The following is a 21,788-nucleotide window of genomic DNA, read 5'->3' as shown; positions in this document are numbered from 1 at the left end:
GGCAGACCGATCCGCAGCCATGGCCGTGCATCGGGCTACGATTCGACCCTGACCGCAGCCCTGATGGTTTCCCCCAAACCGTGAAAACCGACCGCCAGAGGTGCCCCAAAACGGGGCAAACCGTCTGGACGCTTGCCCGGCTGCCGCGCCCGTGTCACCAACCCGCATGACCTTCCGAAATCGCATCATCGGCGTCCTGCGCTTCTCCTACCCCGCCAAGGAAGGGTTCGCCGTCAGCCAGCTGTCCGAGGCCGCGTTGGAGGCGCATCTTTATGACGACGCGCGCCTCGAACAGCGTTTCGACTACCTGGAGGCGATTACCCTGCCGTCTCTCGCCGCGCAGACCGATGCGGACTTTCGCTGCGTGATCCTTGCAGGCACCACTTTGCCGATGCGCCACCGCAAGCGTCTGCGCGCGTTGGAGGAGGCATACCCCTTCCTAAAGTGTTGTTTCATGGAAAGAATGGGTGCCCTGGCCGCCGCCAAGCGCAGCTTTCGCAGGGGGTTGGAACACTATGGTGGCGAGACGGAAAATACCCATGTCACCGGGTTCCGCATCGACGATGATGATGCCGTCTCGACCGATTACATCGCCCGCACGCGCGACATCGCCGACCGGGTGATCGGGGCGGGACTTGCGCGCGATCCCTACACCATCGCCTTTTCGCGCGGCGTCTACTGGAACCTCTACGACCCCGCGCAGCCCTTCCACGAGTTCCGGGAACCGCAGCCCCTGGGTCTGGCCTGCGCGATGATCACCACGGCAGACATGCCCACCTGCATTTATCGCTACAATCACAGACGCTTGGGCTGTTATGTTCCGACCTACATGGAGCCGGGGCCCGCGCATATGTTCCTGCGCACCCTGCACGGCCACAACGACAGCGGCCGGTCCATCCCGCCCCACGCTGTCGAAATGGCGACCCGCAAAGGACGGAAATTGCTGCACGACCGGTTCGGTCTGGACGCCGACCGCGTCATGGCCCTGATGCCTGAACCCCCGGAAGAAGGCCGCGACAGCGGACCCAAGGGCCCGCTCACGTGACCGACAACCTGCGCGGGGCCTTCTTGATGATGGGGTCCATGGCGACCTTCACGCTCAACGATGCCTGCATCAAGCTGCTGGCCCAGGGTTTACCGACCTTTCAGGCGGTGTTCCTGCGGGGCATAGGGGTCTGCGTCTTGCTGGCGATCCTGGCCCATGTCACCGGAGCCCTGCGGCAACCGATTCCGCGCGGCGACCGTCTGGCGGTGGCGGGCCGTTGCCTGGCCGAGGTCTGCGCCTTTCTGCCGTTCATCATCGCGCTGACCCACATGCCCCTGGCCAATATCACCGCGATCCTTCAGGCGCTGCCGCTGACGATCACGGCGGCGGGTGCGCTGATCCTGGGCGAGCAGGTGGGCTGGCGGCGCTGGACGGCGATCGGCGTGGGCTTTGTCGGGGTTTTGCTGATCGTGCGTCCGGGTCCGGACGGGTTCGACTATTGGGCGCTGCTGGCCGTTCTTGCGGTGATCCTGATCACGGCCCGCGATCTGATCACCCGACGTTTGTCGCGCGAGGTGCCCAGCCTGAAGGTCGCGCTCTATACCGCCGCTGCCGTCATGACGCTGGGCCTGGTGCTGTCGCTGCGCGAGGACTGGCAGATGCCAGGCACGGGGCAGGGCGGCCTGGTCCTGCTGGCCAGCGTGTTTATCCTGGGGGGCTACCTGTTTTCGGTCATGGCGATGCGGGTGGGCGAGGTCGCGGTGGTCACGCCGTTCCGCTACACCGCGATGATCTGGGGGCTGCTGCTCGGGTTCCTGGTGTTTGGGGACTGGCCGGACGGCATTACCCTGCTGGGCGCGGGCCTGATCGTGGGGACGGGGCTTTACACCCTGTGGCGGGAAACCCGCGTGGCCCCGTAACTCTTCGTTAAGGTTAACGCGCCGGGCCCCCGTCTTCCTCTGGCCATAAATACCGCGGGGGGCCGAAGGCGGGGGCAGAGCCCCCTCCGACCTCAGAAACTGGCGGTGGCGGCGGCGAGGTCCAGGCCGAACCGCTCCTCCAGCTCTGCCCGCTGGTCCGGCGAAGCCGGGCGCAGGCGGTCCAACTGGCCGTCCATCCGGCTGTCGTTGGTGCCGTCCACTCCGCGCAGCCACATCCGCGCGTCCGGCAGGGTGACCGATGGCATCAGCAGGCCCAGCCGGTGATGCGGGAAATGCACCGCCGTGCGGCGGATCGTCGGGCGCAGAATCAACGCCTGGGCCACGCCCAGATGGGTGCGCGCCGCCTCCTCCACCAAGGGGCCATCCGGTGTCAGGCGCAGCATGAACCCCTTGTTGAAGTCGAGCGCCAGGCGGCCGTGCGCCTGCCACAGCGGCCGCACCTGATCCAACGTTTCACGACAACGGGCGACAAAGCGGCACCCGACGCCGTCGTCGTCGTCGTGGCGGAACTGGATGACCGGGCCGCCATCCGGGTCGATCCGGGCGTTGACGATCTCTTCCATCGCGTGGCGCTGGTTCATGGGGGGGTGGAACACGACCTCTGCGCCCGGCACGCGACGGGCAAGCGTCAGAAGACGTGTCCGCCAAGGCTCCGGCAGGGTATCACCGGTGACGATCAGGGTGCGGAAATCACGGTCGGTCTGCGCGGCCAAGGTGCGCAGGCTGAGGTGTTCGAGCGTGCGAAACCGCGCCTCCAGCCGGTCGGGATGCCATAGATGCGCCTGCCGCGCGGCGACGGTATCGTGCTCGGTCTGAAAACCGCCGAGGCCCGGATAGGCGAAACGGACAAGGGCAAGGATCTGGGGATCGGACATGTCTGATTGGTGGCCGCAAAGACGGCAGGCGGCAAGCCCCGGCCACGCGTTGACACCCCCCGGCGATTCCCCTATGTGACCCCCAATTCGGTCCGGGCGAAGATTTCGCTCGGGTCCGGCAAGCCAGAACCGTCGCACACGATCCGGGATACTGTTTCCCGCGTCCTCTGTCACCCAACCGCATCGCTCAGGTCGGAATTCCGAGCGGCTGCGGCCTTCGGTCTTTTGGGGCGTCGGTGCCGGACGAGATTGAAGTTGAACAAACGGGGACACCCACATGCCCACCATCCAGCAGCTGATCCGCAAGCCGCGTCAGCCCAAGGTCAAGCGTTCCAAGTCGCAGCACCTGGAATCCTGCCCGCAGAAGCGCGGCGTCTGCACGCGCGTCTATACGACCACGCCGAAGAAGCCGAACTCGGCCATGCGGAAAGTCGCCAAGGTGCGTCTGACCAACGGCTTCGAGGTCATCTCCTACATCCCCGGTGAGAGCCACAACCTGCAGGAACACTCCGTGGTCCTGATCCGCGGCGGTCGTGTCAAAGACCTTCCGGGTGTCCGTTACCACATCCTGCGCGGTGTGCTGGATACCCAGGGTGTCAAGGATCGCCGTCAGCGTCGTTCCAAGTACGGCGCCAAGCGTCCGAAATAATCGGCGGTCCTCGCCCGTATCGAAACGAAAGGTGGGTTTGACCCACCGTTTTAGGAGGAGACCGTCATGTCCCGCCGCCACGCCGCTGAAAAGCGCGAAGTTCTGCCCGACGCCAAGTATGGCGACAAGGTTCTGACCAAGTTCATGAACAACCTGATGATCGACGGCAAGAAAGCCGTCGCCGAGCGTATCGTCTACAACGCGCTCGACCGGGTTGAAGGCAAGCTGAAGCGCTCGCCCATCGAAGTGTTCGTCGAGAGCCTCGAGAACATCAAACCCTCTGTCGAAGTGCGGTCGCGCCGCGTCGGTGGTGCCACCTACCAGGTGCCCGTCGAAGTGCGCCCCGAGCGTCGCGAAGCCCTGGCCATCCGCTGGCTGATCAAGGCCGCACGTGCCCGCAACGAGAACACCATGGAAGAGCGTCTGGCCGGTGAGCTGATCGACGCCGTCCAGTCCCGTGGCTCGGCCGTGAAAAAGCGCGAAGACACCCACAAGATGGCCGATGCCAACAAGGCATTCAGCCACTACCGCTGGTAAGTTCGGCGCCTATATAGACCGCATATCACGGGGGCTCGTCAGGGGCCCCCGTCCCCGTTTCTCCTCCATTTGAGGTACGCCACATGGCACGCGACTATCCCCTCGACCGATACCGGAACTTCGGGATCATGGCCCACATCGACGCAGGCAAGACCACCTGCTCGGAGCGGATCCTGTTCTACACCGGCAAATCCCACAACATCGGCGAAGTCCACGACGGCGCCGCCACCATGGACTGGATGGAGCAGGAGCAGGAGCGGGGCATCACCATTACCTCGGCTGCCACCACCACCTTCTGGGAGCGGACCGAGAACGGCGTCGAGCCGGACAGCGCGAAGCACCGCCTGAACATCATCGACACCCCCGGTCACGTTGACTTCACCATCGAGGTCGAGCGTTCGCTCGCCGTTCTCGACGGGGCCGTCTGTGTTCTGGACGCCAACGCCGGTGTCGAGCCGCAGACCGAGACCGTCTGGCGTCAGGCCGACCGCTACAAGGTTCCGCGGATGGTCTTCGTCAACAAGATGGACAAGATCGGCGCCGACTTCTTCAACTGCGTCCGCATGATCGAGGACCGCACCGGTGCGCGCGCCGTCCCCGTCGGTATTCCGATCGGGGCCGAGACCGAGCTGGAAGGCCTGATCGACCTGGTCACCATGGAAGAGTGGCTGTGGCAGGGCGAAGATCTGGGCGCGTCCTGGATCAAGGCTCCGATCCGCGACAGCCTCAAGGCCATGGCCGACGAGTGGCGTGGCAAGATGATCGAAGCCGCCGTCGAAATGGACGACGACGCGATGGAAGCGTACCTGATGGACGCCGCCGAGCCGGACGTTGCGACCCTGCGCGCGCTGATCCGCAAGGGCTGCCTGTCGCTCAGCTTCGTGCCGGTCCTGGGTGGGTCCGCGTTCAAGAACAAGGGCGTTCAGCCTCTGCTCAACGCGGTCATCGACTATCTGCCGTCGCCGATGGACGTGGTCGACTACATGGGCTTCAAACCCGGTGACGAGACCGAGACGCGGAACATCCCGCGCCGCGCCGACGACAACATGGCCTTCTCCGGCCTGGCGTTCAAAATCATGAACGACCCGTTTGTCGGCTCGCTGACCTTCACGCGCATCTACTCGGGCGTTCTGAACAAGGGCGACACGCTCCAGAACACCACCAAGGGCAAGAAAGAGCGCGTCGGTCGGATGATGATGATGCACTCGAACAACCGTGAGGAAATCACGGAAGCCTTCGCAGGCGACATCATCGCGCTGGCCGGCCTGAAGGACACGACGACGGGTGACACCCTGTCGGACGTGAACGATCAGGTCGTTCTCGAAACCATGACCTTCCCCGATCCGGTCATCGAGATCGCCGTCGAGCCCAAGACCAAGGCCGACCAGGAAAAGATGTCCCAGGGCCTGCAGCGGCTTGCCGCCGAGGACCCGTCCTTCCGCGTGGAAACCGACCTGGAATCGGGTCAGACCATCATGAAGGGCATGGGCGAACTTCACCTGGACATCCTGGTTGACCGCCTCAAGCGCGAGTTCAAGGTCGAGGCCAACATCGGTGCCCCGCAGGTTGCCTATCGTGAGACCATCGGCCACGAGGTCGAGCATACCTACACCCACAAGAAGCAGTCGGGTGGGTCCGGTCAGTTCGCCGAAGTGAAGCTGCTGATCTCTCCGACCGAAGCGGGCGAGGGGTTCTCGTTCGAATCCAAGATCGTTGGTGGCGCGGTGCCCAAGGAATACATCCCGGGCGTCGAAAAGGGCATCAAGTCGGTCATGGATTCGGGTCCGCTCGCGGGCTTCCCGGTCATCGACTTCAAGGTCCAGCTGCTCGACGGCAAGTTCCACGACGTCGACTCCTCGGTTCTGGCCTTCGAGATCGCCGGCCGGATGGGCATGCGCGAAGGCATGCGCAAGGCAGGTGCCAAGCTGCTGGAGCCGATCATGAAGGTCGAGGTGATCACGCCCGAGGATTACACCGGCGGTATCATCGGTGACCTGACGTCCCGTCGTGGTCAGGTGTCCGGGCAAGAGCCGCGCGGCAACGCCATCGCGATCGACGCCTTTGTTCCGCTGGCCAACATGTTCGGCTACATCAACACCCTGCGTTCCATGTCTTCGGGCCGCGCGCAGTTCACGATGCAGTTCGACCATTACGATCCGGTCCCGCAGAACATCTCGGACGAGATCCAGAAGAAGTTCGCCTGATGACGGGGGGCGCTCCGGCGCCCTCCCGCTCCGGGCGGGGATAATCCCGCCCGCCTACGATATTCCGGCGGCATGTCCGCCTCACTGACAGAGGAGACCTTCCCATGGCGAAGGCAAAGTTCGAACGTAACAAACCGCACGTGAACATCGGCACGATCGGTCACGTTGACCACGGCAAGACGACGCTGACGGCGGCGATCACGAAGTACTTCGGCGACTTCAAGGCCTACGACCAGATCGACGGCGCCCCCGAAGAGAAGGCCCGCGGCATCACGATCTCGACGGCGCACGTCGAGTACGAGACCGAGGCGCGTCACTACGCCCACGTCGACTGCCCCGGCCACGCCGACTACGTCAAGAACATGATCACCGGTGCCGCCCAGATGGACGGCGCGATCCTGGTTGTGAACGCGGCCGACGGCCCGATGCCCCAGACGCGCGAGCACATCCTGCTGGGTCGCCAGGTCGGCATCCCGACCATGGTCGTCTACATGAACAAGGTCGACCAGGTCGACGACGAGGAGCTCTTGGAGCTCGTCGAGATGGAGATCCGCGAGCTGCTGTCGTCCTACGAGTATCCGGGCGACGACATTCCCGTGATCCCCGGCTCGGCTCTGGCTGCGATGGAAGGCCGCGACGAAGAGATCGGCGAGAACTCCATCCGCAAGCTGATGGAAGCCGTCGACACCTGGATCCCGACGCCCGAGCGTGCGGTTGACCAGCCCTTCCTGATGCCGGTCGAGGACGTTTTCTCGATCTCGGGTCGTGGTACGGTTGTGACCGGTCGTGTCGAGCGTGGCGTGATCAACGTGGGCGACGAGATCGAGATCGTCGGCATCCGCGACACCAAGAAGACGACCTGCACGGGCGTCGAGATGTTCCGCAAGCTGCTGGACCGTGGTGAGGCGGGCGACAACATCGGCGCGCTGCTGCGTGGTGTGGATCGTGACGGCGTTGAGCGCGGTCAGGTTCTGTGCAAGCCGGGTTCGGTTCAGCCGCACACGAAGTTCGAGGCCGAGGCCTACATCCTGACCAAGGAAGAGGGTGGCCGTCACACGCCGTTCTTCGCGAACTACCGCCCGCAGTTCTACTTCCGCACGACGGATGTGACCGGCACGGTGAACCTGCCCGAGGGCACGGAGATGGTGATGCCGGGCGACAACCTGAAGTTCGACGTCGAGCTGATCGCGCCGATCGCGATGGAAAACGGCCTGCGCTTCGCGATCCGCGAAGGTGGCCGCACCGTCGGTGCCGGCGTGGTGTCGAAGATCACCGAGTAAGGTCCTTTCCCAAGGGAAAGCCCCCAACCGCTTCTCGAAAGGGCCGCCCAGACCGGGCGGCCCTTTTTCGTCGGTGACGGGGGGGGCGTGCCAAAAAACCGATGATGTCGACGTTGACCTGTCGATGGCCCACCTTAAACACGGCAAAGGCAACCGGATGCGTGGCAGTCGTTCCGTGCCGTGTGATCGTGCCGGTAAGGGAATATTAGGGCGCTGCTGATAAGCCTGTCCCATTCGGGAGGAGGCGCAAAATGTGGGTGAAAATGGTCCGGACCGGGCTGGTCCGCGCGCCCATGGCACGTCTGACCCGGATCGCCCGCGCGTCGCGGACCGTCGTCGACACGCTCGTCTTTCGCGTCACGGCCATGGCCGTGATGATCCTGGTCGTGGGTCTCACGATCAGTTCCGTCTTCGGGTTCTCCCGCCTGGAGCGGGAGATGCAGCTGGAATTTCGCTCCTCTTCCGAGTTGCAGGCCTATCTTCTGTCGGACCGTATCGGTGCGCTCGTCCGCGCCTGGGACGCGCAGCGCGCGGAGGAGACGACGCGCGAGGTCATTGGTCTGAGAAACGTCGCCATCGTCGCGGCCCGCGCCTTTGATGACACAGGCTCACCCGTCTATTCGGTCGAGACTGCGGGTGTTGTCGGTCTGTTTGACCAATTGCCCGATCCGTCATTGGATGCGCCCTATGGGACCAGGATGCAGGGTGGATTTCTCGTCTCGCTGGTGCCGATCCAATCTGCCGTGGGCCGGTCCGGCCCACGCGCGGGCCTGCTGGAAGTCGTCTTTGAAACGGACCGAATCGACGCGATCCTCGCGCTTGAAAGGCGCACCGGTGTGGTCCTTGTCGCGGTCCTGGCCAGTGTTCTGGGCCTGGCCATCATGGCGCTGCTCTGGGTTCAGGTGTCGCGCCCGATTGACCGGATCCTGACCGTGATGAAGGCGATTTCCGAGGATCGGACCGATGTCTTTCTGCCCCCTGGCGGCGCGACCGAAGTGCGCCGGATAAAAGGTATGCTGAATGTCTTTCGGGCCAATGTCCGGACCCGTCAGGATCTTGCCGCGCGCGGTCGCGAGGCCGAGGCCGAAGCGCGCGCCCTACAGGAGGACCGTCTTGCCGCTGAAGCGGAGGAGCGCGCCGCAGAGGCGGCCCGCGCGCGCGACGAGGTCACGGCGGCCAAGGAAAAGCTGTTGTTGCAGCGCCAGTTGCAGGACGATCTGGGCGAGATTCTGGCCGCCGCCTCTGAAGGTCTGTTCGACCGCGATCTGGACGTCGACGGCGCGCCCGACGACCAGCGGGTCCTGCGCGTGATGATCAATACCCTGCTGGAACGTGTCGACAGCGGTATCGGCGAGGTAACCGACGTTTTGATGCGCCTGGAACGTGGCGACCTGTCGGCCCGGATGCAAGGGGAACACAGGGGCGCGTTCGCGCAATTGCAGGGCTCCGCCAATGCGCTTGGCAGTCATCTGGAGGGCGCGATGCGCAAGCTGTCGCAGCAGGCAGAGGGGATTCTCGAAGAAAGCAGTGGGCTTGCAGCTTCGGCACATCTTCTGGCGGCGCGGACGGAACGGACAGCCGACAGTCTCACCGAAACGACACATGCCCTTGATCAGATCGCCGGGACCATCGCCTCCACTGCCGAAATGACGGGGCGTATGCGGGCCTTTGCCGATGCCTCCGAGCAGGAGGCGGAGCGTACGGGGACCGTGGTGAAGGACGCCATCCTGGCGATGCAGGCGATCAAATCGGCCTCGGCGCAGATTTCGCGCACGTTGGGCGTGATCGACGATATCGCATTCCAGACGAACCTCCTTGCGCTGAACGCAGGGGTCGAGGCCGCCCGCGCCGGTGAGGCGGGGCGTGGTTTTGCCGTGGTCGCCTCCGAAGTGCGGGCGCTGGCCTTGCGGGCGTCCAGTGCGGCGCGGCAGATCGGTGGCCTGATCGAGAGCAGCTCCAGCGAGATCGACAAGGGTGAAAGCCAGGTTGAACGCACGGGCGCATCGCTTTCAACGCTGAGCGCGCGCATCGTCGAGATCGGGCGACAGGTGTCCGAAATCGCAGCCTCTGCCGATGCACAGTCGGATGCCGCGCGGGAAATCAACCGCGCCCTGGGCGAGATCGATGCAGCCACAAAAGAGAACAGCGCAATGTTCGAAGAGGTAAGCAACGCCAACCAGTCGCTCAATAGCGCGGCCTCGCAAATGCTGTCTCTGATGGCCGCCTTCGAGGTGTCGGATCGCAAGGTCGGCCCCACGCCAGGACAGGAAGCCGCCTGACTGAAACGGGCCCTGCGGCTGGCCGAGGGGTGCGCCCGGCTGGTATGATCACAGGACGGATCAGCAGGGGTGACCAGGGACGGGCGCGCCCGGTTCCGGGTCCGAACCGATTGGCATCGCTCAGGCGGTGACACGATTGCCACTAGGGGGTTGCGACCTGCACAGACCCGCGTTACACGCCGCCATCTACGAACGGGGTCGCCCCTCAGAGAATCTCTGGGCGGCCCTTTTCGTTCGGGTTCGACGAGGGGGCCGGGTGGTCCTGTCTCCTCCTCTCAACTTGAACGCGACCGCACCCCGAGGGAGGGGAGGTCGCCCTGTCGAAAGACCGACATGAAAAGCCAGAACATCCGCATCCGGCTCAAGGCGTTCGATTACCGCGTGCTGGACGCCAGCACCCAGGAAATCGTCAACACCGCCAAGCGTACCGGTGCCCAGGTTCGCGGGCCTATCCCGCTGCCGAACAAGATCGAGAAATTCACCGTCCTGCGTGGCCCGCACATCGACAAGAAGTCGCGCGACCAGTGGGAAATCCGCACGCACAAGCGGATGCTCGATATCGTTGACCCGACCCCGCAGACCGTGGACGCGCTCATGAAGCTCGACCTGGCCGCCGGCGTCGACGTCCAGATTTCGGTCTGAGGAGGGCACCTGATATGCTGCGTTCCGGAGTGATCGCCAAGAAGGTGGGTATGACCCGCCTGTTCATGGAAGACGGGAAACAGATCCCCGTCACCGTCCTGCAGCTCGACGAGCTTCAGGTCATCGGCAACCGCACGGCTGAAAAGCATGGCTACACGGCCGTCCAGCTGGGCACGGGTGCCGCCAAGGTCAAGCGCACGTCGCAAGCGATGCGCGGTGTCTTCAAGGCCGCGGGCGTCGAGCCCAAGCGCAAGATCGTCGAGTTCCGCGTGGACGAGGACAATCTGATCGAAGTGGGCGAGGAAATCATCGCCGACCACTACTTCGAAGGTCAGTATGTCGACGTCTCCGGCACCTCGATCGGTAAGGGTTTTGCCGGTGCGATGAAGCGTTGGAACTTCGGGGGCCTGCGCGCGACGCACGGTGTCTCGATCTCCCACCGTTCGCACGGCTCCACCGGTCAGTGTCAGGACCCCGGCAAGGTGTTCAAGGGCAAGAAGATGGCCGGTCACATGGGTGCTGCCCGCGTGACCACGCAGAACCTGCAGGTCGTCCGCACCGACACCGACCGTGGCCTGATCATGGTCAAGGGTGCGGTCCCCGGATCGAAGGGTGGCTGGGTCACCGTCAAGGATGCGGTCAAGAAGCCGTTCCCCGAGAACGCCATCGTTCCCGCGGCCCTGATGTCCGCAAAGCGCGAAGCGATCAAGGCCGCCGAAGAGGCCGCCGCCGCCGCAGAAGCCGAAGCCAAAGCCGCTGAGGAGGCCCTGGCCGCCGAGCAGGCCGCAGCCGAGGAAGCCGCGCTGAAGGAAGCCGAAGCGCAGATCGCCGAAGAGGGGTCCAACACGGACAACTCCGACGCGGAGAAGAAGGAAGGTGACGCATGAAACTCGACGTCATCAAGATGGACGGGTCGGCCGCCGGCTCCGTCGAGCTGAACGACGATTTGTTCGGGTTGGAGCCGCGCCGCGACATCCTGTTCCGCGTCGTCCGTTGGCAGCGTAACAAGGCGCAGGCCGGGACCCACAAGGTCAAGACCCGCTCCGAAGTCAGCTACTCGACCAAGAAGATCGTTCGTCAGAAAGGCTCCGGCGGCGCACGCCACGGGTCCCGCAAGGCACCGATCTTCCGCAAGGGTGGTGTTTACAAGGGCCCGACGCCCCGCAGCCACGCCCACGAGCTGACCAAGAAGGTCCGTCGTCTGGGTCTGATGCATGCGCTCTCGTCCAAGGCACAGGCCGGCAAGCTGGTCGTGTTGGAAGATCTGAACGTCGAGGCGGGCAAGACCTCCGCTCTGGCCAAGCAGGTCGCGAACCTGGGCTGGAAGCGTGCGCTGATCATCGACGGGGCTTCGATCAACGAAGACTTCGCGCAGGCTGCGCGGAACCTGGAAACCGTGGACGTGCTGCCCTCGATGGGCGCGAACGTCTACGACATCCTCAAGCGTGACACGCTCGTGCTCACGAAGGCGGGTGTCGAAGCGCTGGAGGCTCGGCTGAAATGAACACCTATGACGTGATCCGCAAGCCGATCATCACCGAGAAGGCCACCATGGCCTCCGAGGCGAATGGCGTGGTTTTCGAAGTTTCGATCGACGCCAACAAGCCGCAGATCAAGGCCGCCGTCGAAGAACTGTTCGGCGTCAAGGTGAAGGCCGTGAACACGACCATCACCAAGGGCAAGGTCAAGCGTTTCCGCGGCCAGTTGGGCAAGCGGAAGGACGTGAAGAAGGCCTATGTGACGCTCGAAGAGGGCAACACGATCGACGTGACGACCGGCCTGTAAGGTTTCGGTCGTAGGGCGGGGGGGCACCCCGCCGAATAGTGTTTAGCCCTCGCGGAAACGCGGGGGCTAATTCGTTTCCGAGGCAGGAAGTTCCCGGTCTGAGTCAGTAGCAACTCTAGCGGGGAATCGGGTGAGGGAAGCATGATCTGGAATAGCCGACATAGTGCAAAATGCTGGATATGTGGCTCTAGCGGACCACTATCCGGTGAGCATAAAATAAAGAAATCAGACTTAAAAAGAAGTGGCTTTAGTCATGGGCTCTGGGGGGATGGCAAGCGGAAATATAAAATTCAGGGGTTAAACTCGAAATATTTAAAGTTTCCCAACAGCATTTGTCAAAAATGCAACAACAGTGATACCCAAGCTTCAGATAAGGCCTATGATGCCCTTCAAACAGTTCTCCCCGAAATGCTAATGCAATTATTTGTGGAGGACAAGAAAATCTACGATAGTCTGGCTTGGATACCGATTGATCTATCTGGTGCACAAGAAGTTGCAAAATATTTTGCCAAGCATCTTGGTTGTGCGGCTAGGTATCAGACCTTCCCTATTCCGAAGAGGCTACCCGCATATATGGCGGGTATCGAGCGCCGTATGCCGATTGTCGTGGCTGTTAGAAAGTCCCCGCTAAAGTTTGAGGATGAGAGTGGAGTATTTGAAGAGATAATTGGAGTTGGTGGCGCATAATGGAAGTTGAACCGTCCGCAGTTCTCTATGCCAGCAGCGCTTTGTAGTTCTTTTATGACACAAGGTTTTCAATACGCGATCTCTATGGAGCTCACGGCATTAGAATCTATTGAGCTAAAGTTATTTTATCTGCGAAGATTCAAAACGGCATTTTTCGACGACACAGAAAGTTTGCTTAGGGGTGCTTGAAAGACCATTGTGAGCGAGTTCTAAATTGCAGTGAGCCTAAAGCTGCAGCGTTGCCAGGGCTTTCGTCGCGGATCTGTGTCCCCAGCACTGCAACACAAAACACATTTCTCCAACAATCGCGTCACCCCCAGATCACCCCTTGATCACCCGCGCATCACCCCCTGAAATCCGCCGCCTTGACCTCACCCCTTGACCCCACTCCATGCCCCCCCTAAACGGCCCCATCGGCAGCCCCGGATTCGTCCGGGGCTTTGTCGTCGCGCCTCTCGCGGGTGCATCTAGCCGGGGACCTTCGGGGCCCTTACATCCAGGGCAGGACCCGTCACCGGGAACTGTCCGACACACAACGGAAGACAGGTAAACTATGGCACTTAAGTCGTATAAGCCGACGACGCCGGGCCAGCGTGGGCTGGTTCTGATCGACCGTTCGGAGCTGTGGAAAGGTCGCCCTGTCAAGGCGCTGACCGAAGGTCTCACCAAGAATGGTGGCCGCAACAACACCGGACGGATCACGATGCGCCGCAAAGGCGGGGGCGCCAAGCGTCTCTATCGGATCGTCGATTTCAAACGCAACAAGCTGGACGTTCAGGCGAACGTGGAGCGGATCGAGTATGACCCGAACCGGACCGCCTTCATCGCCTTGATCCGCTACACCGACGGTGAAGCCGCCTATATCCTGGCCCCGCAGCGTCTCGCCATCGGCGACCGCGTGGTGGCCTCGGCCAAGGCGGACATCAAGCCGGGCAACGCGATGCCGTTCTCGGGCATGCCGATCGGTACGATCGTCCACAACATCGAGCTGAAGCCCGGCAAGGGCGGCCAGATCGCGCGCGCCGCGGGCACCTATGCCCAGTTCGTCGGTCGTGACGGTGGCTACGCCCAGATCCGCCTGTCGTCGGGCGAACTGCGCCTGGTGCGTCAGGAATGCATGGCCACGGTTGGCGCGGTTTCGAACCCCGACAACTCGAACCAGAACATCGGTAAGGCCGGTCGCAACCGCCACAAGGGCATCCGCCCGTCCGTGCGTGGTGTCGTGATGAACCCGATCGATCACCCGCATGGTGGTGGTGAGGGTCGGACCTCGGGTGGTCGTCACCCCGTCACGCCCTGGGGCAAGCCGACCAAGGGTGCCCGCACCCGCAACAAGAACAAGGCGTCGCAGAAGCTGATCATCCGCTCGCGTCACGCCAAGAAGAAAGGCCGCTAAGCCATGAGCCGTTCCGTCTGGAAAGGGCCTTTCGTGGACGCTTATGTCCTGAAGAAGGCCGAAGCTTCCCGCGAGTCGGGCCGCAACGAGGTCATCAAGATCTGGTCGCGCCGCTCCACCATCCTGCCGCAGTTCGTTGGTCTGACGTTTGGCGTCTACAACGGGCACAAGCACATTCCCGTCAACGTGTCCGAAGATATGATCGGTCAGAAGTTTGGCGAATATTCCCCGACGCGCACCTACTACGGTCACGCCGCGGACAAAAAAGCCAAGAGGAAGTAAGTCATGGGCAAGGAAAAGAATCCCCGCCGCGTGGCTGACAACGAAGCCATGGCAAAGGTGCGCTCGCTGCGCACGTCTCCGCAGAAGCTGAACCTCGTTGCCGCCATGATCCGCGGCAAGAAGGTGGAAAAGGCCCTGCAGGACCTGACCTTCTCCAAGAAGCGGATCGCGATCGACGTGAAGAAGTGCCTTCAGTCGGCCATCGCCAACGCCGAGAACAACCATAACCTCGACGTCGACGAGCTGGTCGTGGCCGAGGCATATGTCGGCAAGAACCTGACCATGAAGCGCGGTCGCCCGCGGGCCCGTGGTCGTTTTGGCAAGATCGTCAAGCCGTTCTCGGAACTGACGATCCTGGTGCGCCAGGTTGAAGCAACCGTAGGGGAGCAAGCGTAATGGGTAACAAAGTCAATCCCATCGGGATGCGTCTCCAGGTCAACCGCACCTGGGACAGCCGCTGGTACGCCGACACCAAGGACTACGGTGATCTGCTGCTCGAAGACCTCAAGATGCGCGAGTTCATCGAAGAGGAATGCAAGCAGGCCGGCGTCAGCCGCGTCATCATCGAGCGTCCGCACAAGAAGTGCCGCGTCACGGTCCACACGGCGCGTCCGGGTGTGATCATCGGCAAGAAGGGCGCCGACATCGAGGTGCTTCGCAAGAAGCTGGCCGCGATGACGGACTCGGAATTGCACCTCAACATCGTCGAGGTCCGCAAGCCCGAGTTGGACGCACAGCTGGTCGGCGAAAGCATCGCCCAGCAGCTGGAGCGTCGCGTCTCTTTCCGCCGCGCCATGAAGCGGTCGGTGCAGAACGCCATGCGGATGGGTGCCCTGGGCATCCGGATCAACATGGCCGGTCGTCTCGGCGGTGCCGAGATTGCGCGGACCGAATGGTACCGCGAAGGCCGGGTGCCGCTGCACACGCTGCGCGCCGACATCGACTACGCCCACAGCGAAGCCGAGACCCCCTATGGCATCATCGGGATCAAGGTCTGGATCTTCAAAGGCGAAATCATGGAGCATGATCCCGCAGCCCGTGACCGCAAGGCGCAGGAACTGCAGGACGGTCCGACCCCTCGTGGGGCAGGTGGCCGCCGTGACGACCGCGGTCCCCGCGGCCCGCGCCGGTAAGGAGTAGAGCTTATGTTGCAACCGAAACGGACAAAGTTCCGCAAGCAGTTCAAAGGCTCGATCAAGGGTCAGGCGAAGGGCGGGTCCGACCTGAACTTCGGCACCTACGGCCTCAAGGCCACCGAGCCGGAGCGGGTCACCGCCCGTCAGATCGAAGCCGCACGTCGTGCCATGACGCGTCACATGAAGCGTCAGGGCCGCGTCTGGATCCGGATCTTCCCGGACGTGCCCGTCACCTCCAAGCCGGTCGAAGTCCGGATGGGTAAAGGTAAGGGTTCGGTCGATTACTGGGCCTGCAAGGTCAAGCCGGGTCGCGTGATGTTCGAGATCGACGGCGTCACCGATGCCGTCGCTCGCGAAGCGCTGCGCCTCGCCGCGATGAAGCTGCCGGTCAAGACCCGCACTGTGGTGCGCGAAGACTGGTAAGCCGTGGGTGACGCCGAAGGCGTCGCTCCGCAACCGGGTCGAGGCAGCTTGCGCAGCAAGCCGTCCGGCCCCGGTCAACGGCACGGAATTGAAAGGGACGGGGGCAACCTCGTCCCTTTTTCCGTGTGGGATCGCCGCCCCAGGGCTACCTGCGCAGCAGGCCCGAGTATTGCAGCAGGCCCCAGGGCATGAGCCCGGCCTCCACCCGCGACCAGAGCGCGCCAAAGGCAAGCGGATCGGCCCCCGCGCCGCGTGCGATCTCGGCCAAGGTCCGCCGGCCGTCGATGCCCGCGATCAACCGTGCCGCCGCCTTTGGCAGCGCCACGTCCCGCCGCGTGCCCCCGGCTGTCACAGGCACCCGCCGCCCCGCGGCCACCGCCTGCGCCAGCTTGCCCGCGGGCACCCCGACCAGATGCGGAACCAACGTCCGATCCGTGCCGCGCGCCACCTGCTGCTGCACGCCCTGCGGCACCGCGTAGGCCACATGCACCTTCATCGTGCCGCGCAGCTGCTCCGCCACGCTGCGCGCGGCGCGCCCGGTCAACCCATGGTCGGGGCCCGCCACCTCTGACGGGTCATACAGGCCTGGCTGGCAATAGCTCGCCACCTGCCAGCCTGTCGCGTTCAGTGTCTGTTCCAGCGCCGCGACCGAAAAGGCGCGGTCCTGGGAATGCAGCAGCAGGTCGTAGAACCCGGCATCGCTGGCCTCATGATCGACCAGATGGGGGTTGCAGCGAAAGGGATGGCCCTCGGGCAGGCGGGCAACGATGGCCTTGGCCCGCGCCAGCCGCGCTTCGGGTGCCAGCCCCTCGAACAGGGTGCCAAAGGCGTCCTGCAGGGGATAGACGCCGGACCGCCCATAGGGCGCATAGACCATGAACCCCAGGCCGCCACCGGGGGCGCAGGCCGCCCGCAACGCGGCGAACCCTGCCGCCGGGTCCGGCAGGTGGTGCAGCACCCCGCAGCAGTCGATGTAATCGAAGACCCCCATGTCAGCGGCATCCAGCAACGACCCGGTACGGAACGTCACCCCCGACAATCCCCGGCGCGCCACCCGCGCCTCGGCCACGGCGCGCGCGCGCGGTGCCATATCCAGATAGGTGATGTCATAGGGCCGCCCGGCATCGGTCAGCAGCTGCGCCAACTGCACCGTCCCGTCCCCTGATCCGCCGCCCGCCACCAGCACCCGCAAGGGCTGCGACCAGTCGCGCCTTCCGCCCCACAGGTAGTGATCCATCTCGACCGGCCGCGATGGCGACCCGGTGATCAGCCGCCTGTCTTCCTCGGCGGGGTCGCGGGCAGGGTAGGGGTAGGCGTCGTAGTGTTCGGTGATCGTGACCATGGATGCTCCGTTCCGGTGCGCGCAATATTGCCCAGCCGCCGGGCGGGGTCTATGCAGCCCCATGCCCGATATCTCCTCGCTCTTCGTGACCCGCCTCTACCGTGCCCCCCTGTCGGAGCACAAACCCCGCATCGACGCCGACGAACTGGCGGCGACCTGCTATTCCGTGGCCGAAGACGACGAGGCCGGGCACGATTGGTGCGAGGCGAACGGCTATCCCGGCTATACCTCCTATGCGTCGTTGACCGACCTGCCGTGGCGGATGCCGGTGTTTGCGGATCTGGTGAAGTGCCTTGATCGCCACGTCGCGGCCTTTGCCGATGAACTGGCCTTTGACCTTGGCGGCCGCCCGCTGGAGTTGGAAGACATCTGGATCAACATCCTGCCCGAAGGCGGCAGCCACGGCAGCCATATCCACCCGCATTCGGTGATCTCGGGCACGACCTATGTCGCGATGCCCGAGGGGACGAGCGCCCTGAAACTCGAAGACCCCCGCCTGCCGATGATGATGGCCGCGCCCCCGCGCCGCAAGGACGCGCCGAAAAAGCTGCGGACCTTCCATTCGGAGGCACCCAGGGTTGGCGACGTGCTGCTGTGGGAAAGCTGGCTGCGCCACGAGGTGCCGATGAATCAGGCCGAGGAGGAGCGGGTCTCGGTGAGTTTCAACTACAAGTGGGCGTGACGCGCCACGTTTACTTGCAGAACAGATCCCGAAGCGCATCGAGGTCGTCCATGGCTTCGTTCGCCTCTACCAATGCGGTGACCACCGACAGGCGGGACCGGTTGTTCCGCGAACTGGTGAAGTTGCCGTAGTAGCCCCCTTGGGAATCGACGATCCGCAGGCCCGTGCCATACCTGTTCCACGGACTGTCTGGATTGAACTTCGATCCGAAGGTTCCATAGCGGTTCCAAATGCTGTCCGGCTGATACTTTGACCCGTATGTCCCATAGGCATTGCAGACGGACTGCTGGTCATAGCTGTTGCAGTTGAGGCAACCGGCGTATTGTGTGCCGTTGGGGCCGCCAAACAGCAGGAGCGCCGTGGTCTGTGCGGTGACGGGCGTCGCTACGGCCAGCAGCAAGGCGCAGGCAAGGGTGCGGCGGATCATGGGGGGGCCTTTGTTTGATCTGCGCTGCTGATGCGATCCCGCGTCCCTGCGCACAAGCGCGATAAACGCTTGCCACCCCCGGCCAACCCGTCTATGCGGCGCTCTCTACCGATGATCTCCACCGGAATCAGCCGTGACTCGCGCTCATCGCGAAGCGGCCCGGTGATGTTGAAAGGACCAAGGCGATGGACGCCAACGAACTCCGGGGCAAGTCCCCCGATGAGCTCCGCACGGAACTCACCAACCTGAAGAAAGAGGCCTTCAACCTCCGCTTTCAGGCCGCGACCAACCAGCTTGAGAACACCGCCCGCGTGCGGACCGTCAAGCGGTCGATTGCTCGCGTGAACACCATTCTCAACGAGAAGGCGGCTGCGGCCGTGCAGGAGGCCTGAGATGCCGAAGCGTATCCTCCAGGGCGTCGTGACGTCCAACCAGAACGCCCAGACCGTCACCGTCTCGATCGAGCGCCGGTTCAAGCACCCGCTGCTGCAAAAGACCGTGCGGAAGTCCAAGAAGTACCGGGCCCACGACGAGAACAACCAGTTCAACGTCGGCGACAAGGTCCGCATTCAGGAATGCCCGCCCAAGTCCAAGACGAAGCGCTGGGAAGTCATCGCGGAATAATCCGCAAACGTAATGCCGTACCGGGCCCATTCGGGCCCGGCGTCATATTCGAAACCCTGGGGGCACCGGCACGCATCGCCGCCCCAAAGGTCGGGAGAAACCAATGATCCAGATGCAAACCAACCTGGATGTTGCTGACAACAGCGGCGCACGCCGTGTTCAGTGCATCAAGGTCCTGGGCGGGTCCAAGCGGAAGTATGCCTCCGTGGGCGACATCATCGTGGTGTCGGTCAAGGAAGCCATTCCGCGGGGCCGCGTCAAAAAGGGCGACGTCCGCAAGGCCGTCGTCGTGCGTACCGCCAAGGAAGTGCGCCGTGACGATGGCACCGCGATCCGCTTTGACCGGAACGCCGCCGTCATCCTCAACAACAACAACGAGCCGGTCGGCACCCGTATCTTCGGGCCGGTGGTTCGTGAGCTGCGCGCGAAGAACTTCATGAAGATCATCTCGCTCGCTCCGGAGGTGCTGTAATGGCTGCCAAACTCCGCAAAGGTGACAAGGTCATCGTCCTGTCCGGCCGCGATGCGTCCAAGACCGGCGAGATCATCTCGGTCGATCCCAAGGCCGGCAAGGCGATCGTGGAGGGGGTCAACATGGCCGTCCGTCACACCCGCCAGTCGCAGGCCTCCCAGGGTGGCCGCATCCCCAAGGCGCTGCCGATCGACCTGTCGAACCTGGCCATCGTCGATGCCAACGGCAAGGCAACCCGCGTCGGCTTCCGTGAGGAAGACGGCAAGAAGGTCCGCTTCGCCAAGACCACGGGAGACGTGATCTGATGCTCGATCAAGACAACTACACCCCGCGTCTCCGCACCCTTTTCGATGGCACCATCAAAGGCGCCATGATGGAAGAGTTCGGCTACAAGAACGCCATGCAGATCCCGCGTCTGGACAAGATCGTCCTGAACATCGGGGCCGGTGCCGAATCCGTGCGCGACTCCAAAAAGGCGAAATCGGCTCAGGACGACCTGACCACCATCGCCGGTCAGAAGGCCGTCATCACCAAGGCCAAGAAGTCGATCGCCGGCTTCCGGGTCCGTGAAGGCATGCCGCTGGGCACCAAGGTGACCCTGCGCGGTGCCCGGATGTACGAATTCTTGGACCGTCTGATCACCGTCGCAATGCCCCGTATCCGTGACTTCCGCGGCGTGTCGGGCAAAAGCTTCGATGGTCGTGGCAACTACGCCATGGGCCTGAAAGAGCACATCGTCTTCCCCGAGATCAACTTCGACAAGGTCGATGAGAACTGGGGCATGGACATCATCATCTGCACGACCGCTAAGACGGATGCAGAGGCGAAGGCGCTGCTCAAGCACTTCAACATGCCGTTCAACAGCTGAGGTATATGACATGGCAAAAGTCTCCATGATCGAACGTCAGAAGAAGCGTGAGCGGCTGGTGAAGCAATACGCCGGCAAACGCGCTGCTCTGAAAGAAATCGTCCGCGACGAAAGCAAGCCGATGGAGGAGCGCTTCAAGGCGACTCTGAAACTGGCCGAGTTGCCCCGCAACTCTTCTGCTGTCCGTCTCAACAACCGCTGCCAGCTGACCGGTCGCCCGCGTGGGTACTACCGTAAGCTGAAGCTGTCCCGCATCATGCTTCGCGAGCTTGCCAGCCAGGGGAAAATCCCCGGCATGGTCAAGTCCAGCTGGTAAGGAGATCACAAGATGAATGATCCCATCGGCGATATGCTGACCCGCATCCGCAACGCGCAGATGCGTGGCAAGTCCACCGTCATCACGCCTGCGTCCAAGCTGCGTGCCCGTGTCCTGGATGTGATGGCCGACGAAGGCTACATCCGCGGCTACGAAGCATCCTCGGACCGTCAGGGCCACCCGACGATCGAAATCTCGCTCAAGTACTACGAAGGCGTGCCGGTCATCCGCGAACTCAAGCGGATCTCCAAGCCGGGCCGTCGCGTGTATCTGGGCGTCAAGGATGTCCCCTCGGTCCGTCAGGGCCTGGGCGTCTCGATCGTCTCCACGTCCAAGGGTGTCATGTCCGACGCCGCAGCGCGCTCCGCCAACGTTGGTGGCGAAGTGCTCTGCACCGTATTCTGAGGAGGGTACTATGTCTCGTATTGGCAAACGTCCCGTCGATCTGCCGTCCGGCGTCGAAGCCTCGATTTCCGGTCAGACGATCTCGGTAAAGGGCCCCAAGGGCACCCGCACGTTCACTGCGGCCGACGACGTCACGTTGACGGTCGAAGACAACGCCGTGTCGGTGACCCCGCGCGGCAAGTCCAAGCGTGCTCGGCAGCAGTGGGGCATGTCCCGCACCATGGTCGAAAACCTGGTGACTGGCGTGACCACCGGCTTCAAGAAAGAGCTGGAGATCACGGGTGTTGGTTACCGTGCGACCATGCAGGGCAGCACGCTCAAGCTGGCGCTCGGCTATTCGCATGACGTCAACTTCGATGTGCCGGAGGGCGTCACCGTGACGGCCCCCAAGCAGACCGAGATCACCGTCGAAGGCATCGACCAGCAGTTGGTCGGCCAGGTTGCAGCAAACATTCGCGAGTGGCGCTCGCCGGAGCCCTATAAGGGCAAAGGCATCCGCTACAAGGGCGAGTATATCTTCCGCAAGGAAGGTAAGAAGAAGTAAGGACCAG

Annotated in this window: 29 protein-coding genes; 26 read left to right on the top strand and 3 right to left on the bottom strand. The window is 63.2% G+C overall.

Annotated features, from left to right (window positions below):
• Positions 1 to 166 precede the first annotated feature (166 nt).
• Together K3551_RS15910 and K3551_RS15905 are read left to right on the top strand one after the other, a co-directional pair.
• Positions 167 to 1,045, top strand: coding sequence for a putative rhamnosyl transferase (locus K3551_RS15910; RefSeq protein WP_259915503.1), 879 nt, complete (start codon positions 167 to 169; stop codon positions 1,043 to 1,045).
• On the top strand, positions 1,042 to 1,905 hold the full coding sequence (locus tag K3551_RS15905; RefSeq protein ID WP_259915502.1) for a DMT family transporter: 864 nt from the start codon (positions 1,042 to 1,044) through the stop codon (positions 1,903 to 1,905). Before K3551_RS15910 ends, K3551_RS15905 begins: the two co-directional genes overlap by 4 nt.
• 92 nt (positions 1,906 to 1,997) lie before the next feature.
• Here K3551_RS15905 and K3551_RS15900 read toward each other — a convergent pair whose 3' ends face one another.
• Entirely contained in the window at positions 1,998 to 2,801 is an 804-nt protein-coding gene (locus K3551_RS15900; RefSeq protein WP_259915501.1) for a putative rhamnosyl transferase, read from the bottom strand.
• Positions 2,802 to 3,078: 277 nt separating this feature from the next.
• Between K3551_RS15900 and rpsL the strand changes: the two genes are divergently transcribed.
• The 15 genes from rpsL to rplP all read left to right on the top strand — a co-directional run bounded on the left by rpsL (position 3,079) and on the right by rplP (position 16,101).
• The gene (gene rpsL, locus K3551_RS15895) at positions 3,079 to 3,450 is read left to right on the top strand and encodes a 30S ribosomal protein S12 (protein ID WP_085835153.1); all 372 of its coding nucleotides are present in this window, start codon (positions 3,079 to 3,081) and stop codon (positions 3,448 to 3,450) included.
• Between the two features lie 66 nt (positions 3,451 to 3,516).
• Complete coding sequence (rpsG, locus tag K3551_RS15890; protein WP_259915498.1) at positions 3,517 to 3,987, top strand: 30S ribosomal protein S7; 471 nt, start codon at positions 3,517 to 3,519, stop codon at positions 3,985 to 3,987.
• Between the two features lie 83 nt (positions 3,988 to 4,070).
• Positions 4,071 to 6,191 (top strand): elongation factor G, encoded by a 2,121-nt coding sequence (fusA, locus tag K3551_RS15885; protein ID WP_259915497.1) that lies wholly within the window; start codon positions 4,071 to 4,073, stop codon positions 6,189 to 6,191.
• Between the two features lie 104 nt (positions 6,192 to 6,295).
• Positions 6,296 to 7,471, top strand: coding sequence for an elongation factor Tu (gene tuf / locus K3551_RS15880; RefSeq protein ID WP_259915491.1), 1,176 nt, complete (start codon positions 6,296 to 6,298; stop codon positions 7,469 to 7,471).
• Between the two features lie 251 nt (positions 7,472 to 7,722).
• On the top strand, positions 7,723 to 9,750 hold the full coding sequence (locus K3551_RS15875) for a methyl-accepting chemotaxis protein (protein WP_259915490.1): 2,028 nt from the start codon (positions 7,723 to 7,725) through the stop codon (positions 9,748 to 9,750).
• Positions 9,751 to 10,083: 333 nt separating this feature from the next.
• Positions 10,084 to 10,392, top strand: a complete 309-nt coding sequence (rpsJ, locus tag K3551_RS15870) for a 30S ribosomal protein S10 (protein WP_259915489.1) — start codon at positions 10,084 to 10,086, stop codon at positions 10,390 to 10,392.
• Positions 10,393 to 10,406: 14 nt separating this feature from the next.
• Positions 10,407 to 11,279 (top strand): 50S ribosomal protein L3, encoded by an 873-nt coding sequence (gene rplC, locus K3551_RS15865; protein ID WP_259915487.1) that lies wholly within the window; start codon positions 10,407 to 10,409, stop codon positions 11,277 to 11,279.
• A complete protein-coding gene (gene rplD / locus K3551_RS15860) occupies positions 11,276 to 11,896 on the top strand; it encodes a 50S ribosomal protein L4 (RefSeq protein ID WP_259915478.1) in 621 nt (206 codons plus the stop codon). Before rplC ends, rplD begins: the two co-directional genes overlap by 4 nt.
• Positions 11,893 to 12,177: a 50S ribosomal protein L23 gene (locus tag K3551_RS15855; protein WP_259915476.1), complete on the top strand. Its 285-nt coding sequence runs from the start codon at positions 11,893 to 11,895 to the stop codon at positions 12,175 to 12,177. The genes rplD and K3551_RS15855 overlap by 4 nt, the downstream gene beginning before the upstream one ends.
• Positions 12,178 to 12,318: 141 nt before the next feature.
• Complete coding sequence (locus K3551_RS15850) at positions 12,319 to 12,864, top strand: hypothetical protein (RefSeq protein ID WP_259915475.1); 546 nt, start codon at positions 12,319 to 12,321, stop codon at positions 12,862 to 12,864.
• A gap of 553 nt (positions 12,865 to 13,417) precedes the next feature.
• Positions 13,418 to 14,260 (top strand): 50S ribosomal protein L2, encoded by an 843-nt coding sequence (gene rplB / locus K3551_RS15845; RefSeq protein ID WP_259915473.1) that lies wholly within the window; start codon positions 13,418 to 13,420, stop codon positions 14,258 to 14,260.
• A 3-nt stretch (positions 14,261 to 14,263) separates the two neighbouring features.
• A complete protein-coding gene (gene rpsS, locus K3551_RS15840; RefSeq protein ID WP_058260876.1) occupies positions 14,264 to 14,542 on the top strand; it encodes a 30S ribosomal protein S19 in 279 nt (92 codons plus the stop codon).
• Between the two features lie 3 nt (positions 14,543 to 14,545).
• Positions 14,546 to 14,938 carry a 50S ribosomal protein L22 gene (gene rplV, locus K3551_RS15835; RefSeq protein WP_259915469.1) on the top strand — a complete coding sequence of 131 codons (393 nt, stop codon included), beginning with the start codon at positions 14,546 to 14,548 and terminating at the stop codon, positions 14,936 to 14,938.
• A complete protein-coding gene (rpsC, locus tag K3551_RS15830) occupies positions 14,938 to 15,675 on the top strand; it encodes a 30S ribosomal protein S3 (protein WP_259915467.1) in 738 nt (245 codons plus the stop codon). Before rplV ends, rpsC begins: the two co-directional genes overlap by 1 nt.
• 12 nt (positions 15,676 to 15,687) lie before the next feature.
• The gene (gene rplP, locus K3551_RS15825; RefSeq protein WP_259915465.1) at positions 15,688 to 16,101 is read left to right on the top strand and encodes a 50S ribosomal protein L16; all 414 of its coding nucleotides are present in this window, start codon (positions 15,688 to 15,690) and stop codon (positions 16,099 to 16,101) included.
• A gap of 145 nt (positions 16,102 to 16,246) precedes the next feature.
• On the opposite strand, the gene K3551_RS15820 is transcribed toward rplP, so the two are convergent.
• The gene (locus K3551_RS15820; protein ID WP_259915464.1) at positions 16,247 to 17,443 is read right to left on the bottom strand and encodes a bifunctional 2-polyprenyl-6-hydroxyphenol methylase/3-demethylubiquinol 3-O-methyltransferase UbiG; all 1,197 of its coding nucleotides are present in this window, start codon (positions 17,441 to 17,443) and stop codon (positions 16,247 to 16,249) included.
• 61 nt (positions 17,444 to 17,504) lie between these two features.
• On the opposite strand from K3551_RS15820, the gene K3551_RS15815 reads away from it, so the two are divergent.
• On the top strand, positions 17,505 to 18,125 hold the full coding sequence (locus K3551_RS15815; protein ID WP_259915463.1) for a TIGR02466 family protein: 621 nt from the start codon (positions 17,505 to 17,507) through the stop codon (positions 18,123 to 18,125).
• A gap of 10 nt (positions 18,126 to 18,135) precedes the next feature.
• Here K3551_RS15815 and K3551_RS15810 read toward each other — a convergent pair whose 3' ends face one another.
• Positions 18,136 to 18,552 carry a hypothetical protein gene (locus K3551_RS15810; protein ID WP_259915461.1) on the bottom strand — a complete coding sequence of 139 codons (417 nt, stop codon included), beginning with the start codon at positions 18,550 to 18,552 and terminating at the stop codon, positions 18,136 to 18,138.
• Between the two features lie 185 nt (positions 18,553 to 18,737).
• Between K3551_RS15810 and rpmC the strand changes: the two genes are divergently transcribed.
• The 8 genes from rpmC to rplF all read left to right on the top strand — a co-directional run bounded on the left by rpmC (position 18,738) and on the right by rplF (position 21,781).
• Positions 18,738 to 18,944: a 50S ribosomal protein L29 gene (gene rpmC / locus K3551_RS15805; protein ID WP_259915459.1), complete on the top strand. Its 207-nt coding sequence runs from the start codon at positions 18,738 to 18,740 to the stop codon at positions 18,942 to 18,944.
• Position 18,945: 1 nt separating this feature from the next.
• Entirely contained in the window at positions 18,946 to 19,176 is a 231-nt protein-coding gene (gene rpsQ, locus K3551_RS15800) for a 30S ribosomal protein S17 (protein ID WP_259915457.1), read from the top strand.
• A gap of 103 nt (positions 19,177 to 19,279) precedes the next feature.
• The gene (gene rplN, locus K3551_RS15795; RefSeq protein ID WP_007118848.1) at positions 19,280 to 19,648 is read left to right on the top strand and encodes a 50S ribosomal protein L14; all 369 of its coding nucleotides are present in this window, start codon (positions 19,280 to 19,282) and stop codon (positions 19,646 to 19,648) included.
• Positions 19,648 to 19,953, top strand: coding sequence for a 50S ribosomal protein L24 (gene rplX, locus K3551_RS15790; RefSeq protein WP_259915448.1), 306 nt, complete (start codon positions 19,648 to 19,650; stop codon positions 19,951 to 19,953). The genes rplN and rplX overlap by 1 nt, the downstream gene beginning before the upstream one ends.
• Entirely contained in the window at positions 19,953 to 20,516 is a 564-nt protein-coding gene (gene rplE / locus K3551_RS15785; protein ID WP_259915446.1) for a 50S ribosomal protein L5, read from the top strand. Before rplX ends, rplE begins: the two co-directional genes overlap by 1 nt.
• Positions 20,517 to 20,526: 10 nt before the next feature.
• Positions 20,527 to 20,832 (top strand): 30S ribosomal protein S14, encoded by a 306-nt coding sequence (gene rpsN, locus K3551_RS15780; RefSeq protein WP_259915445.1) that lies wholly within the window; start codon positions 20,527 to 20,529, stop codon positions 20,830 to 20,832.
• A 12-nt stretch (positions 20,833 to 20,844) separates the two neighbouring features.
• On the top strand, positions 20,845 to 21,237 hold the full coding sequence (gene rpsH / locus K3551_RS15775) for a 30S ribosomal protein S8 (RefSeq protein ID WP_259915443.1): 393 nt from the start codon (positions 20,845 to 20,847) through the stop codon (positions 21,235 to 21,237).
• A 10-nt stretch (positions 21,238 to 21,247) separates the two neighbouring features.
• Positions 21,248 to 21,781: a 50S ribosomal protein L6 gene (gene rplF / locus K3551_RS15770; protein WP_259915441.1), complete on the top strand. Its 534-nt coding sequence runs from the start codon at positions 21,248 to 21,250 to the stop codon at positions 21,779 to 21,781.
• Positions 21,782 to 21,788: the final 7 nt, after the last annotated feature.

Origin of the sequence: Jannaschia sp. M317, assembly GCF_025141175.1 — a bacterium.
Lineage (GTDB): Bacteria > Pseudomonadota > Alphaproteobacteria > Rhodobacterales > Rhodobacteraceae > Jannaschia.
The sequence above is the reverse complement of the archived record's forward strand: the minus strand, read 5'-3'. Positions and strand labels throughout refer to the sequence as shown.